The following is a 12,571-nucleotide window of genomic DNA, read 5'->3' as shown; positions in this document are numbered from 1 at the left end:
GCGGCTCGGTGAGCCGCATGGGCGCGGAAGGCGGATTGACGATTATCTCACGGGCCGGCGTCTCGGGCCGCGCGCGGCGGCCGACGGCGACGATGCGACCTGCATCGCGTCGATCAGATGGTCGCGGAACGCCCGTACCGACGCGGGCAGATCGCGCCCCGCCATCGTCTGCACCTGGATGCTGCGCTCGCGAAGCTGCGGGTTCGTCACGGGCACGACGACGAAGCCGTCCGCATCGAAGCGGTCGCGTACCGACAGCAGCCCCGTGAACATCACCGCGCCCGTGCGCCGCGCATAGCCGTACATCGCCGCGGTGTTGTTGCTCGTCAGTTCGGGCTCGAGCAGCAGCCCGTCGAGCGCGCACGCGATGTCGATCAACTGGCGCACCGTCGTGCCCGCCTCGGGCAGTACGTGCGGATGCCGCGCGACATCGGCGAGCGACACCGCGGCGCGCGCCGCGAGCGGATGGTCGCGCCGCACCAGCGCGAAGATCGGTGCTCGCTCGGTGTGCTCGACGCGCACGCCTTTCTCCGGTGCGAGGCTGAAGGTCAGCGCGACGTCCACGTCGCCGTCGCGCACACGCCGCGTCGCGTCCGCCGGCGACACGACCCACACGGAGAAATCGACGCCCGGGTGGCGCGCCTTGAAGCTCGCGAGCGCGCCAGGCAGGAAATCGATCGCGAACCCCTCCGAGCACGCGATCTTCAGCAGGCTGCCGTGCAGCGCGTCGAGCCCGCCGATGTCCTTCATCACATGCTCGGCCTCCAGCAGGCTGCGCTGCGCGAAGGCCAGCAGCCGCTCGCCGGCCTCCGACAACGCCATCCCGCGCGGCCGGCGCTCGAACAGCGGCGCGCCGAGCTCGCTTTCGAGCTTCGCGATCTGGCGGCTGATCGCCGATACGGCCACGTGCAGCCGCGCGGACGCGTCGCTGATCGAGCCGGTGCGCGCCACCTCGACGAAATACCGCAGCGCCAGGCCATGCAGGAAAGCCGCCATCGTTCTGTCTCCACGCCGTTCTCGGCCGCGCTGCTTTGCCTTTTCGGCAAAGGAAGGTTCGAAATTCGATCATTGTGACAAAAAAAACGGCTTTCTAGAATCGATCGCACTTCACGCTGCACGCGCGATCCGCGCACGCCGCCAGCCCGACCGAGGAGACCCGATTTGAGCCGTACCGCCGCCATCCAGCACGCGCTGAACCAGTTCGAATCCGGTGCGTTCTTCGCGACCCTGAGCCGCCGCGTCGGCCTGCGCACCGAAAGCCAGGAAAGCGGCACCGAAGCCGCGCTGCGCGCCTACCTCACCGACGAGATCGCGCCGGAAGCCGCCGATCTCGGCTTCACGTCGCGGATCGTCGACAATCCCGTCGACAGCGGCGGCCCGTTCCTGCTCGCATCGCGCCACGAAGACGACGCGCTGCCGACCGTGCTGATCTACGGTCACGGCGACGTCGTGCGCGGCTACGACGCGCAGTGGCGCGCGCCGCTGTCGCCGTGGACGCTGACGGCCGACGGCGACCGCTGGTACGGCCGCGGCAGCGCCGACAACAAGGGCCAGCACACGATCAACCTGGCCGCGCTGGCGAGCGTGCTAGACGCGCGCGGCGGTCGGCTCGGTTTCAATGCGAAGCTGCTGATCGAGATGGGCGAGGAAACGGGTTCGCCGGGCCTCGACGCGCTGTGCCGCCAGGAGCGCGACGCGCTCGCGGCCGACGTGCTGATCGCGTCCGACGGCCCGCGCATCGCCGCCGCGCGCCCGACCGTGTTCCTCGGCTCGCGCGGCTCGGTCAACTTCAGGCTGAGCCTGCGCGCCCGCGACGGCGCGCACCACTCCGGCAACTGGGGCGGGCTGCTGCGCAATCCGGCGATCGTGCTCGCGCATGCGCTCGCGAGCCTCGTCGACGCGCGCGGCGCGATTCGCGTCGCGGGGCTGCGCCCGCCGCCGATCCCGGCCGCCGTGCGCGCTGCGCTCGCCGACCTTTCCGTCGGCGGCGGCCCCGGCGATCCGGCGCTCGACGCCGATTGGGGCGAGCCCGGCCTGTCCGCGGCCGAGCGCGTGTTCGGCTGGAACACGTTCGAGATCCTCGCGTTCAAGGCCGGCAACCCCGAGCACCCCGTCAATGCCATCCCGCCCGCCGCGTATGCGCACTGCCAGTTGCGCTTCGTCGTCGGCACCGACTGGCAAGCGCTGCATGCGCACCTGCGCGCGCACCTCGATGCGCACGGTTTCGGCGACATCGAGATCGACATCGAACGCGGCGCACCGGCGACGCGCGTGCCACCGGACGATCCGTGGGTCCGCTGGGCCGTCGCATCGCTGGCGCGGACCACCGGCAAGAAGCCCGCGATCCTGCCGAATCTCGGCGGCACGCTGCCGAATGAAGTGTTCGCCGACACGCTCGGGCTGCCGACGCTGTGGGTGCCGCACTCGTACCCGGCGTGCTCGCAGCATGCGCCCGACGAGCACCTGCTCGCGAGCGTCGTCAGCGAGGGGCTGCAGATGATGGCCGGCCTCTTCTGGGATCTCGGCGACGATGCACCGCCCGTTCGCCGCGCGGCGCCCGCCGCGGCCGGCGCCACCCTGTAACGCGCTTCGCCCCTTTCTCGGGACCTGCACACACGATGAATACGACTACCCTGACCTCGCAGGAAGCCGCCCGCCCCAGCGCCGCGAAGATCCGGCGCATCATCTTCGCGGCGTCGATCGGCAACGCGCTCGAATGGTTCGACCTGATCGTCTACGGCTTCTTCGCGGTGACGATCGCCAAGCTGTTCTTCCCCGCGACGAGCGAAGCGACCTCGCTGATGCTGACGCTCGGCACGTTCGGGCTGTCCTACCTGATCCGGCCGATCGGCGGCTTCGTGCTCGGCGCGTACGCTGACCGTGCGGGCCGCAAGGCGTCGCTGCTGCTGTCGATCGCGATGATGATGGCCGGCACGCTGCTGATCGCGCTGATGCCGACCTACGCATCGATCGGCATTCTCGCGCCGCTCGGGATCATGCTGTCGCGGCTGATGCAGGGCTTTTCCGCGGGCGGCGAATTCGCGAGTTCGACTGCGTTCCTCGTCGAGCACGCACCGCAGCGGCGCGGTTTCATGTCGAGCTGGCAGTTCGCGAGCCAGGGCCTCGCGACGCTGCTCGCATCGGGCTTCGGCGCGCTGCTGACGTCCACGCTGACAACCGCGCAACTCGAAAGCTGGGGCTGGCGCGTGCCGTTCCTGTTCGGTCTCGCGATCGGCCCGGTCGGGCTGTACATTCGCCGCTACGTCGACGAAGGTGTCGAGTTCAAGACGCAGGCACGCTCCGAAGCGCCGGTGCGCGAGCTGTTTGCGGACCAGAAGTTGCGGCTGATGTTGTCGATCGGCGCGCTGGTGATCTCGACCGCGATCAACTACATGGTGTTGTACATGCCGACCTACGCGATCAAGCAGCTCGGGCTGCCCGCATCGACGGGCTTCGCGGCGACGCTCGCGACCGGCTTCGTGCTGACGCTCGTCACGCCGGTCGTCGGCCATCTGTCCGATCGCACCGGGCGGATCCGCATGATGGCGGTCGCGGCTGTCCTGATGCTCGTCACCGTGTGGCCGACGTTCGCGTGGCTCACGCGCCACGCGTCGTTCGCGACGATGCTCGCCGCACTGGTCTGGATCGGTGCGATGAAAGCGATGTACTGCGGGGCGCTGCCGGCGCTGATGGCCGAGCTGTTTCCGTCGCAGACGCGCGCGACGGGCCTCGCGGTCAGCTACAACACGGGCGTCACGCTGTTCGGCGGCTTCGCGCCGTTCGTCATCACCTGGCTGATCAGCACGACCGGCAACCGGCTGTCGCCGGCGTTCTACCTGATGGGCTGCGCACTGCTGAGCCTTGCCGCGCTGTTCGCCGCGCGCACGCGGCTCAAGATGCGGTAACGCAACCGGCGACGGCGCGCCGATGCGCCGCCGCTGCGGCCCGTCGCGGCATCGCTGCCGCGCGGGCCGCACGCCGTTTACGGCGCCGGGTTCGGCTGCAGTTCGTGCAGCGCGTCGATCTCGGCGAGGATCTCGTCGGACAGCTTCACGTCGATGCTGCCGATGTTCTCCTTCAACTGCTCGAGCGACGTCGCGCCGACCAGGTTGCTGCGCACGAACGGCCGGCTGTTGACGAATGCAAGCGCGAACTGCGCGGGCGACAGCCCGTGGCGCTTCGCGAGCGCGACGTACCGGGACGTCGCCGCGACGGCCTGCGGCTTGCTGTAGCGCTGGAAGCGCTCGAACAGCGTGATGCGCGCGCCGGCCGGGCGCGCGCCGTTCTCGTACTTGCCGGACAGCCAGCCGAATGCGAGCGGCGAATACGCGAGCAGGCCGACGCCGTCGCGATGCGTGAATTCCGACAGCCCGTTCTCGAACGTGCGGTTCAGCAGGCTGTACGGATTCTGGATGCTCGCGATGCGCGGCAGCCCGAGCTTCTCGGCCGCACGCAGGAACTGCGCGACGCCCCACGGCGTTTCGTTCGACACGCCGATCGCGCGCACCTTGCCGGCTTTCACGAATTCCGCGAGTACGCCGAGGGTTTCGTCGATCGGCACCGTATACGCGTCGTCGACCCACGGATACGCGGGCCGGCCAAACGTCGTCGTGCTGCGATCGGGCCAGTGCAGCTGGTAGAGATCGACATAGTCGGTCTGCAGTCGCTTGAGGCTGCCGTCGAGCGCCTCGGTCAGGTTCTTGCGGTCGAACTGGTTGCCTTCGCCACGAATATGGCGCGGGTTGTGCGGCTGCCGTGCCGGGCCCGCGATCTTCGTCGCGAGCACGATCCGGTCGCGCTGCGCGCGATGCTGCGCGAGCCAGGTGCCGATGTACTGCTCGGTGCGCCCTTGCGTGTCGGGCTTCGGCGGCACCGGATACATCTCCGCGGCATCGATCAGCGTCACGCCCTGCCCGATCGCGTAGTCGATCTGCTCGTGCGCGTCGCGCTCCGAATTCTGTTCGCCCCACGTCATCGTGCCGAGACCGACCAGGCTGACCTCGATGCCCGAATCGCCGAGTGTTCGGTATTCCATGCTGTTCCTGTCGCGTCGGTGGAAAGCAGAAACGCTATCACATTGAAGCGATCGCTTCAGACGTGCGCCGCGTGCGCTTACAGGCGGCCTTCGGCTCTGCCATGAATGCGCGGGCAACGGCCTTGCAACCTGCGTCGCACGTCCGCAGCATCCTCCCGCAGCCGGCTCCGCCTGCCGCCGTTCGTTACTGAGGCCGCTGAATGAAGCAGGTCGCCGACGCATGCGCGACGATCTTGTCGTCCGGCGTCTTCAGCGTGCCCTCCGCGACGCCCAGCGAACGCGACAGGTGAATCACGCGCCCTTCCGCGATCAGGTCGACGTCGCGCGGCACGGGCCGCAGCATCTTCACATGCAGATCGACCGTGCCGTAGCCGACACCCGCGTCGAGCATCGAATGCACCGCGCAACCCGTGACCGAATCGAGCACCGTCGCGGCGAACCCGCCGTGCACGCCGCCCAGCGGATTCAGGTGCCGACCATCCGCCCGCGCCGAAAATTTCACATAGCCGAGTTCGACGTCCAGCGGACGCATCGGGATCGTCTCCGAAATCGACGCAAGCGGAACATCGCCCACCACCGCGGCACGCAGCAGATCGAGACCAGACAGGGAAAGCGGATTCATCGGGTTGTCTCCGGGTTGAAAGCGCGTCTCCGCGCGAGTAAGTTCTAAATAGGAACTCATTATTGTCAACGATGCCGGCCGTTGTCAACGCAGCCGCGCCCGTTGCAACCGAAGGCGGGTTCTATAATCGAACCCGCTATTTCGCTGAACCGCCGCAAGACGCAAGAGACTCGACGATGAAATGGGATGACATCGGCACGCTGAACTGCTCGGTCGCGCGCACGCTCGCCGTACTCGGCGACCGCTGGACCATGCTGATCCTCCGCAACGCGTTCCTCGGCTGCCGCCGCTTCGACGCGTTCCAGGCACAGCTTGGCCTCACGCGCCATGTACTGGCCGAACGCCTCGCACGGCTCGTCGACGAAGGTGTGCTGGTCAAGCGCGCGTATCAGGAGCGCCCGCCGCGCTTCGAATACCGGCTGACGGGAAAAGGCCTCGACCTGTACCCGGCCCTGCTCGCGCTGATGGCGTGGGGCGACCGCTGGAAGGACGACGGCCAGGGGCCGCCGGTGCAGTTGCGTCACCGTACCTGCGGCCAGTTGATGCATGCGGTTACCGTGTGCTCGGCCTGCGGCGAACCGCTCGACGCACGCGACGTGCAGCCGGAGCCCGGGCCCGGATGGATCGCGCCCGACGAAACCGGGGCGCCGACGGTCGAGGATTGACGCGCGGCATGCGCATGCCTGCCTGATGCACACGAGCCGCGTTTTGCACGCGTGCTTCCGTCACGGGCCGCACCGAGCCCGCTCGCCTGCACGCGAGCCTTGCCTGCACGCCGATGTCCCGCAACGGCACGCGCAATCGCACGCCGTCGTCAGCGACATCCATCGATCGACCTGATCGCGCGTGCAGTTGCCACGCAACGCAACTTTGCGTCATCGCCTCCGCCGCCAGCGATCACCGCGCGGGCAATTCATTCGCATCCGCGCGTGACCGCGCCGCCGCGTCTGCGTTACACTCACGGCCCGCTGTCTCGAAATTGTTCGCTGTCCAAGATGTTGTCGCGCAATCGCCTCGCCGCTGCCTGCCTCGCCGCTTCCCTGCTCGCCACACCGTTCGCCGCCTTCGGCAAGACGCAAAGTGAATCGCTGCTTCAGCAGGCGATCGACCTTGTGTCGCGATGGCTGCCGGCGCCTACCCACGAAGCACCCGCGACACAGGTTGTCGAATCGGCGTTCTCGCCCGACGGCGGCGCCGAGGCACTCGTGCTGAAAGCGATCGGCGCCGCGCGCAGCTCGATTCGCGTCGCCGCGTATTCGTTCACGTCGCCGCCCGTCACGCGCGCGCTGCTCGCTGCAAAGCGACGCGGCGTCAATGTCGCCGTGGTCGTCGACGACAAGGGCAATCGCGCGAAGAGCAGCAAGCAGGCACTGAACCTGCTCGTCAACGCAGGCATCCCGACGCGCACGATCGACGCCTATGCGATCCATCACGACAAATACCTCGTGATCGACGCCGAGCACGTCGAGACCGGTTCGTTCAACTACAGTGCGTCGGCGTCCAGCCGCAATTCCGAGAACGTCGTCGTGGTGTGGAACAATCCGCAACTCGCGTCACGCTACCTCACGCACTGGCAAAGCCGCTTCGACCAGGGCACGCCGTACCGCTCCAGCTACTGACCACGCCGCGCTTTCGCACGGCGCTCGACACGTCGCATTCGATCCGCCGCGTTACCGATGATCGTCGAGCGCGGCGCGGGTATCAATTCGGCCGAATGGCCAGCACGCCGCATCGCGCATCGAACGATACGCGCGACGGTCCGCCGCGCTCAATGGATTTCAGGCAACCGCGCGGTCGCGGCACCAACCTGCGTGGTCGGCACACAGCGGTTCGCGTGCCCGTCCACGCCGCTTGCCGCCGACGTCGACAAACCGCGGGCGCCGCCGGGCAGCGCGTTGCGCACGCAATCCGTGCTGAATGTCAGCGTGTTCTGAACCATCGGGTAAAGGAGATACAGCGCAAACGCGAGATACCCCGCGTACAGGATTCGAACCATGGTGCGATAGGATGCGATGAACGATTGGACTCGTCCTGTTTACGGCACCGCGACGAGCACCTTGAGGCATCGCGCAGCCGATTCCGCATCGGGACACAACGCTGGCCCATGCCACCCGCTTCTCGCCGCATCTTCATCGATCCGTGCGGAGCCGAAAACGCCCGTCGCGCGGCCTGCGGCCTGGCGACGCGCCGAATCATGCGCATACGATCCGATGACCGGCGAGACAAAGGACAAGCCCACGCAAATCGCACCGAAACCGGCCGACGTCGCCGAGCCGGTCGAACGCGTGGCGCAAGCGCTTGCGTTGCGCAACATGCGCCGACGCGCGCGGCTACGCGATCCGGCTCAGCGTCGGCCACGCCGCCTGCGATTCCGCGCGCCCATCGCGCGGTGGCCGACCTGCTCGCATCGGCCGACCACCGGATGTACGAGCACAAGCAGCACGGCAAGACGGCCGGCGCCTGAGCGCGGGCGAACCGGACAGGCGCATGCCGCCGCCCCGTCGTTCAACCGAGGTTATTTAGCCGCGTCAGCTTCCGCACGGCGGTGCGCTGGCCATCGCCTCCGCGATCTGCTCGGGCGTCAGGTCGCGCTGATGCGTCGCGAGCGACCAGCGATGCCCGAACGGATCCTCGACCTGTCCATAGCGATCGCCCCAGAACATGTCGGCGGCCGGAATCGTCACCGTCGCGCCGGCCGCGACAGCCTTCGCGATCGCCGCATCGGTATCCGGCACGTACAGATGCAGGCAGACGGCAGTGCCTTTCAGCGCCTTCGGCCCAAGCGCGCCGTGCTCGGGCATTTCATCCACCAGCATCAGTGTCGAATCGCCAATCGCGAGGCACGCGTGCGCGAGCCTGCCGTCAGGCATCGGCAGGCGAAACTGCTCGCTCGCATCGAATGCGCGCTTGTAGAAGTCGATGGCTGCGGCTGCGCCGGCGCAGATCAGGTGCGGCGTCAGCGTGCGCATCCCTTCCGGGATCGGTTTGACGGACGTGGACATGGGTGTCGCTCCTTCAGTCGGTTGTCGTATCGGGAAACGGGACGAACGCGCAATGCGCACGCCTCCGATACCACGACGGACGAACCCGACGGAAATCGACACGGCACCCGACATTTTTTGTTTTCTTGAGTGCCGGGTCGTTCAGGTCACGCTCATCGGGCGCAATCAGCCCGCTCGGTCGGCCCGGTCGTCCTGCCCGCCAAACTGCCGGCGACACGCTTCCAGCAACCCGGCCACCGCGTCGAGCGGAAAATCGGCAAACCGGGCGATCGGCAGCATCACGCCGCCCGGCACCTTGGTGCGCGACGAATGCGCCGAGAACTGGTAGCCGATGTAACGATTCCCGGAGACGCGGATGATCCGGAACTCGGTGACGTCGCGCCATTGCGTGACGGGCTTTTCGCGTGCGGAGCCGATCAGCCTGAAACCCGTTTCGTCGACATGCAGCGCCATCTTGCGTCGCGACGAGACGAAGAAGGCGACACCCGCCAGCGCCAGCAGCACGGCCAGCGCCGCGACGGGCCAGAGCGTCGGGGCGGCCGCATAACCGCATAGGCTCGCCGCGGCCAGCACCGCGCACGCGATTGCCCTTCTTTTCAGGCTCCGGCCGTCGACCGCCAGCGTTACCGGCAACTGGCCGATGACCGTTCCCGCGACGGGATCGACGTGCAGGTCGGAATCGTTCGTTTCGCGTTCGTCGTTCATCGTTCAATTACTCGCATCGGCGGCAATCGGCACATCGAGATCGGGCGCCATATCAAGGCTCCGCGAACGAACCGGAAAACAGGGATTGGCGATGGGAAATCGTTGCGGTCGAGAACGTCGTGCGTTTCCGCGCACCAACAATCTTTCGTTCGCAGGGAACAGGCACCGTTCAGTCGGCACCGGTCAATTGCACACCTTGACGGTGCCGTTGGTCGTGCATTGACCGACAGCCCAGTGACTTTGCCCTGCCAGCTGAGGCGCCAGGCCGATACCGCGAATCGGCGCTGCCGGCGACGCCGCCGGAACGGCTGCGGTCTCGGGCGACGGCTGCACAGGCGTCGGCCTGGACGCGGTCTGGCAGGCAGCGAGCGCCAGACAAAGCGCGGATGCCAACGGGGCGATGACAGGTCTGGACATGGTCTCGTGCGCGTTTGCGCCATTCGCTTTGGTGCCGGCCCGCCGCACATCGCGCGGCCCGTCAAACCGCGCGGCGCGATCGGCAATGCAGTACGACGGTTGTTCGATACTACTCCTCGCGTTCGACGTTGTGTGGGCGGCCTTTCGGCCGGGTGCCGCAATCAATGCGGCGGCGCCCGCTACCGCCGGCACGCGTCGTTCCGGTCAGATCTGCGGAAGATCCCGCAACGTGCGCGACTCGCTCGTCGCATCGATGTCGAGTTCGATGCCTTCAGACGCATCGCGATACAGCACGCGTTTCAGCCTGGGCCCGATCGCGGTGGCATCCGATGCCGAGAAGATCGCGCGGACATCGTTGCCGGACGCGAGTGCGCGCGCCACTTCCGCCACCGGCGCCTCGCTCGGCGTCGCCGCCCACGACCGGTCGGCCGGATTCACGGCCGCCCAGCGCACGTGCGTCACGCGCGCGCTGAGCGGATCGATTCGGACACCATTCACCGCAAACATCGACATCGGAATCTCCTTCGAATTTTTTTGCGGTCCGCTTTTGCGGCCCGTCACGCAAATGCGCAGGATCACGGGCAGCCCCGGATCTCGCATACGTTACCCGCGGGGCTGCCATCACGCGCACCTCTCCGGCAAACGCGATTTTCGATGATACATTGGGACGCTTTGAAACCGTCAACAGACAATCGTGTACGGGAGAAACACATGACCGACGCCTGGGGAACCTTCCCTGCCAGAATGGGCGACCATCAGGCTTTCATCAGCTTCAACCACAGCTTTGCGGAAATCGCGGAGGGCGATCCGCGCACGTCGCTGCTCAGCGTGCGCGTCCCCTTCGCGCACCCGACGCCCGAAGGCCTGCCGACCGGCGACGAGTTCGCCGATCTCGCGAAGATCGAGGATCTGCTGGACGCCACGATCACCGCGAAAGGCGGCGTGCAGGTCGGCCGCATCACCGTCGACGGCAACCGGGATTTCCTTTTCTACGTGCCGTTCGACGAAGAGGCGGCGGCGGAACTCGTCGACTCGCTGGCCGAACAGACAACCTACGCGCTGCAGTACGCACACCAGGACGATCCGGACAAGGAAGCGTACTGGCAGACCCTTTACCCGACCGACGACGACGACTGGCAGATCATGCGCGACATGCGCGTGCTGGATGCGCTGCGGCAGAAAGGCGACGCCAGCGACGTGAGCCGGCGCGTGATGCACTGGGCGTACTTCCCGGACCCGAGCGACGCACACCAGTTCGCGGACTGGGCCGAAGCGAAAGGCTATCCGGTCGAATCGGTCGCGCCGACGGAAGACGGCAAGTCGGCCGTGCGGTTTTCGCACGAAGGCACGATGGCGCTGGCCGACATCACGCGCAATACGATCGCGATCAATCGCGAGGTGCGTTCGCTCGGAGGGGAATACGACGGATGGGAAACCAGCGTCGAACAGGCTGATTGAGCGGGTCGACATACCCGCTGCGTACGACGTGACGCTACGCGTCAGGTGCAAAAAATTCCCGGCAGCGTTGCTGCGCGCTGCCGGGATCAAGGCATCGCCGGCCGAAACCGGCGATGGGCCTGAGGGTTCGCTCAGGCACGAGGAAAGCGATTCGTGCGGATCAGGCGAACGGATATCGAGGTGCGCCTGGTTCGATTGCGCAGCCTGCCGAACGCCTGTCCGATTCCGCCGACGCAGCTCTCCGGCGTCGGGCGGGCAAAAAGCCCCCGCTCCTGCGCGAGCGAGCGGGGAAACAGTTGACCGGGCCGGGGAAGAACGGTCAACCGGCCAAATTGTGATCGCGGGCCGCGCGACGGTCTGTGCGGCAACTCACCCTTTGTCGACAAGGTGGCGGCGTCAGGCAGGTCCGCATGCCGCGTGGCGTCGCGGTCCGAGCGCAAGACCTGCGACCGGCGGCGGCAACGATCGCGCCAGCCGTCGGCAGCATTCTTCATTCCATGTTTGGAGTTCTATTTTGTTTTAGTTCAAGCGGACGTTTTTCAGAAGCAGCCCAGTTTCCGGTAAGTCGCGGGTGATGTCAAAGCAGGATTATTCTATTTTCTCGAGAGCCGTGATTTCGGCTTCATTTTCTCGCACCGATTTTCGTGAAACCATGTTTCCCGAACGCAATAACCAGCGGCAGGAAAACCCGGTTTCGTCATTACGGCGAGTTGCTGGAAAACCAGTCGGCTACCATATCGATCCAGTCGACATCGCTGACGATTTCAATGACCGTTTCGCCGACGATTTCGGCAGTCGATGAACCTGTTGACGCCGCCCCGGCGGCAACCGCGTTTGCCTTCGCAATTTCGACCGACGCGCCGGACCTCGGGTCGGCAAGCCGCTCCAGCCAGTCGACGATATTTGCACGCGCATCCTCTTCATCGGCGAAGTCATTCCGCTCGAGAAAGCGGTCGAACACGATCCACGCGAGCGTCTTGCTTCGCGAATCGGATTCCAGTTTCCGGTCGACAACGCCCGTCCGACCGGACTCCCTGATTTCGAGCGTCGCCGTGAAACAGTAATCGAGATATTCGATTTCAAGTTTCGACGACATGGTTTTCTCCGGTCAATCTGCCCTCTCTGTTCTTTTGACGATCCGCGCCTGCCCGGCTTCGCGACGCCGTATGAAGCATGCGTGAATTTCGCGCGGCGCGTCCTTTCCGCTGGAAGTATCGCGATATTCCCACGACCTGTCGATTTCGACCGCCGACGCATGACCGCATCCGCTTTGCGAATCGTGCCTTCTGCACATCCGGTTCCGCTGCGAATCGTTCCGTTTTCCTATTCCGG

General features: G+C 66.5%; 15 protein-coding genes. 5 read left to right on the top strand and 10 right to left on the bottom strand.

What is annotated here, in order from left to right:
• Positions 1-42: 42 nt before the first annotated feature.
• Positions 43-996, bottom strand: a complete 954-nt coding sequence (locus AC3WLY_RS32565; RefSeq protein ID WP_492309082.1) for a LysR family transcriptional regulator — start codon at positions 994-996, stop codon at positions 43-45.
• A 165-nt stretch (positions 997-1,161) separates the two neighbouring features.
• On the opposite strand from AC3WLY_RS32565, the gene AC3WLY_RS32560 reads away from it, so the two are divergent.
• On the top strand, positions 1,162-2,583 hold the full coding sequence (locus tag AC3WLY_RS32560) for a M20 family metallopeptidase (protein WP_492309083.1): 1,422 nt from the start codon (positions 1,162-1,164) through the stop codon (positions 2,581-2,583).
• Between the two features lie 35 nt (positions 2,584-2,618).
• A complete protein-coding gene (locus tag AC3WLY_RS32555) occupies positions 2,619-3,905 on the top strand; it encodes an MFS transporter (protein WP_492309084.1) in 1,287 nt (428 codons plus the stop codon).
• A 77-nt stretch (positions 3,906-3,982) separates the two neighbouring features.
• On the opposite strand, the gene AC3WLY_RS32550 is transcribed toward AC3WLY_RS32555, so the two are convergent.
• A complete protein-coding gene (locus tag AC3WLY_RS32550) occupies positions 3,983-5,035 on the bottom strand; it encodes an NADP(H)-dependent aldo-keto reductase (protein WP_492309085.1) in 1,053 nt (350 codons plus the stop codon).
• A gap of 184 nt (positions 5,036-5,219) precedes the next feature.
• Positions 5,220-5,657 carry a PaaI family thioesterase gene (locus AC3WLY_RS32545; RefSeq protein WP_034184101.1) on the bottom strand — a complete coding sequence of 146 codons (438 nt, stop codon included), beginning with the start codon at positions 5,655-5,657 and terminating at the stop codon, positions 5,220-5,222.
• Positions 5,658-5,833: 176 nt separating this feature from the next.
• Between AC3WLY_RS32545 and AC3WLY_RS32540 the strand changes: the two genes are divergently transcribed.
• Positions 5,834-6,322 carry a winged helix-turn-helix transcriptional regulator gene (locus AC3WLY_RS32540; protein ID WP_175961505.1) on the top strand — a complete coding sequence of 163 codons (489 nt, stop codon included), beginning with the start codon at positions 5,834-5,836 and terminating at the stop codon, positions 6,320-6,322.
• Between the two features lie 330 nt (positions 6,323-6,652).
• Complete coding sequence (locus AC3WLY_RS32535) at positions 6,653-7,276, top strand: phospholipase D family nuclease (protein ID WP_175961506.1); 624 nt, start codon at positions 6,653-6,655, stop codon at positions 7,274-7,276.
• Between the two features lie 149 nt (positions 7,277-7,425).
• On the opposite strand, the gene AC3WLY_RS32530 is transcribed toward AC3WLY_RS32535, so the two are convergent.
• From AC3WLY_RS32530 to AC3WLY_RS32510, 5 genes are all read right to left on the bottom strand, one after another.
• Positions 7,426-7,653 carry a hypothetical protein gene (locus tag AC3WLY_RS32530; RefSeq protein WP_244137324.1) on the bottom strand — a complete coding sequence of 76 codons (228 nt, stop codon included), beginning with the start codon at positions 7,651-7,653 and terminating at the stop codon, positions 7,426-7,428.
• 532 nt (positions 7,654-8,185) lie between these two features.
• A complete protein-coding gene (locus tag AC3WLY_RS32525) occupies positions 8,186-8,659 on the bottom strand; it encodes a VOC family protein (protein WP_175961508.1) in 474 nt (157 codons plus the stop codon).
• A gap of 165 nt (positions 8,660-8,824) precedes the next feature.
• The gene (locus tag AC3WLY_RS32520) at positions 8,825-9,364 is read right to left on the bottom strand and encodes an aspartyl-tRNA synthetase (protein ID WP_492309086.1); all 540 of its coding nucleotides are present in this window, start codon (positions 9,362-9,364) and stop codon (positions 8,825-8,827) included.
• 183 nt (positions 9,365-9,547) lie between these two features.
• Positions 9,548-9,781, bottom strand: coding sequence for a hypothetical protein (locus AC3WLY_RS32515; protein WP_347880604.1), 234 nt, complete (start codon positions 9,779-9,781; stop codon positions 9,548-9,550).
• Positions 9,782-9,985: 204 nt separating this feature from the next.
• Complete coding sequence (locus AC3WLY_RS32510; protein ID WP_072441557.1) at positions 9,986-10,294, bottom strand: phosphatidylserine/phosphatidylglycerophosphate/cardiolipin synthase; 309 nt, start codon at positions 10,292-10,294, stop codon at positions 9,986-9,988.
• 198 nt (positions 10,295-10,492) lie between these two features.
• Between AC3WLY_RS32510 and AC3WLY_RS32505 the strand changes: the two genes are divergently transcribed.
• Positions 10,493-11,239, top strand: coding sequence for a DUF695 domain-containing protein (locus tag AC3WLY_RS32505; RefSeq protein ID WP_492309087.1), 747 nt, complete (start codon positions 10,493-10,495; stop codon positions 11,237-11,239).
• Between the two features lie 131 nt (positions 11,240-11,370).
• On the opposite strand, the gene AC3WLY_RS32500 is transcribed toward AC3WLY_RS32505, so the two are convergent.
• Both AC3WLY_RS32500 and AC3WLY_RS32495 read right to left on the bottom strand, forming a co-directional pair.
• On the bottom strand, positions 11,371-11,733 hold the full coding sequence (locus AC3WLY_RS32500; protein ID WP_175961511.1) for a hypothetical protein: 363 nt from the start codon (positions 11,731-11,733) through the stop codon (positions 11,371-11,373).
• Between the two features lie 206 nt (positions 11,734-11,939).
• Complete coding sequence (locus tag AC3WLY_RS32495) at positions 11,940-12,335, bottom strand: hypothetical protein (protein WP_310143722.1); 396 nt, start codon at positions 12,333-12,335, stop codon at positions 11,940-11,942.
• Positions 12,336-12,571: the final 236 nt, after the last annotated feature.

This window comes from Burkholderia sp. FW306-1C-G01B (genome assembly GCF_058781685.1).
The sequence above is the reverse complement of the archived record's forward strand: the minus strand, read 5'-3'. Positions and strand labels throughout refer to the sequence as shown.

What these genes read in the sequence shown, in the direction of transcription:
- AC3WLY_RS32525 (WP_175961508.1), bottom strand. Translation starts at nt 8,659, where the DNA reads ATGTCCACGTCCGTCAAACCGATCCCGGAAGGGATGCGCACGCTGACG.
- AC3WLY_RS32520 (WP_492309086.1), bottom strand. Translation starts at nt 9,364, where the DNA reads ATGAACGACGAACGCGAAACGAACGATTCCGACCTGCACGTCGATCCC.
- AC3WLY_RS32540 (WP_175961505.1), top strand. Translation starts at nt 5,834, where the DNA reads ATGAAATGGGATGACATCGGCACGCTGAACTGCTCGGTCGCGCGCACG.
- AC3WLY_RS32495 (WP_310143722.1), bottom strand. Translation starts at nt 12,335, where the DNA reads ATGTCGTCGAAACTTGAAATCGAATATCTCGATTACTGTTTCACGGCG.
- AC3WLY_RS32530 (WP_244137324.1), bottom strand. Translation starts at nt 7,653, where the DNA reads ATGGTTCGAATCCTGTACGCGGGGTATCTCGCGTTTGCGCTGTATCTC.
- AC3WLY_RS32565 (WP_492309082.1), bottom strand. Translation starts at nt 996, where the DNA reads ATGGCGGCTTTCCTGCATGGCCTGGCGCTGCGGTATTTCGTCGAGGTG.
- AC3WLY_RS32545 (WP_034184101.1), bottom strand. Translation starts at nt 5,657, where the DNA reads ATGAATCCGCTTTCCCTGTCTGGTCTCGATCTGCTGCGTGCCGCGGTG.
- AC3WLY_RS32535 (WP_175961506.1), top strand. Translation starts at nt 6,653, where the DNA reads ATGTTGTCGCGCAATCGCCTCGCCGCTGCCTGCCTCGCCGCTTCCCTG.
- AC3WLY_RS32505 (WP_492309087.1), top strand. Translation starts at nt 10,493, where the DNA reads ATGACCGACGCCTGGGGAACCTTCCCTGCCAGAATGGGCGACCATCAG.
- AC3WLY_RS32500 (WP_175961511.1), bottom strand. Translation starts at nt 11,733, where the DNA reads ATGAAGAATGCTGCCGACGGCTGGCGCGATCGTTGCCGCCGCCGGTCG.
- AC3WLY_RS32555 (WP_492309084.1), top strand. Translation starts at nt 2,619, where the DNA reads ATGAATACGACTACCCTGACCTCGCAGGAAGCCGCCCGCCCCAGCGCC.
- AC3WLY_RS32515 (WP_347880604.1), bottom strand. Translation starts at nt 9,781, where the DNA reads ATGTCCAGACCTGTCATCGCCCCGTTGGCATCCGCGCTTTGTCTGGCG.
- AC3WLY_RS32550 (WP_492309085.1), bottom strand. Translation starts at nt 5,035, where the DNA reads ATGGAATACCGAACACTCGGCGATTCGGGCATCGAGGTCAGCCTGGTC.
- AC3WLY_RS32510 (WP_072441557.1), bottom strand. Translation starts at nt 10,294, where the DNA reads ATGTCGATGTTTGCGGTGAATGGTGTCCGAATCGATCCGCTCAGCGCG.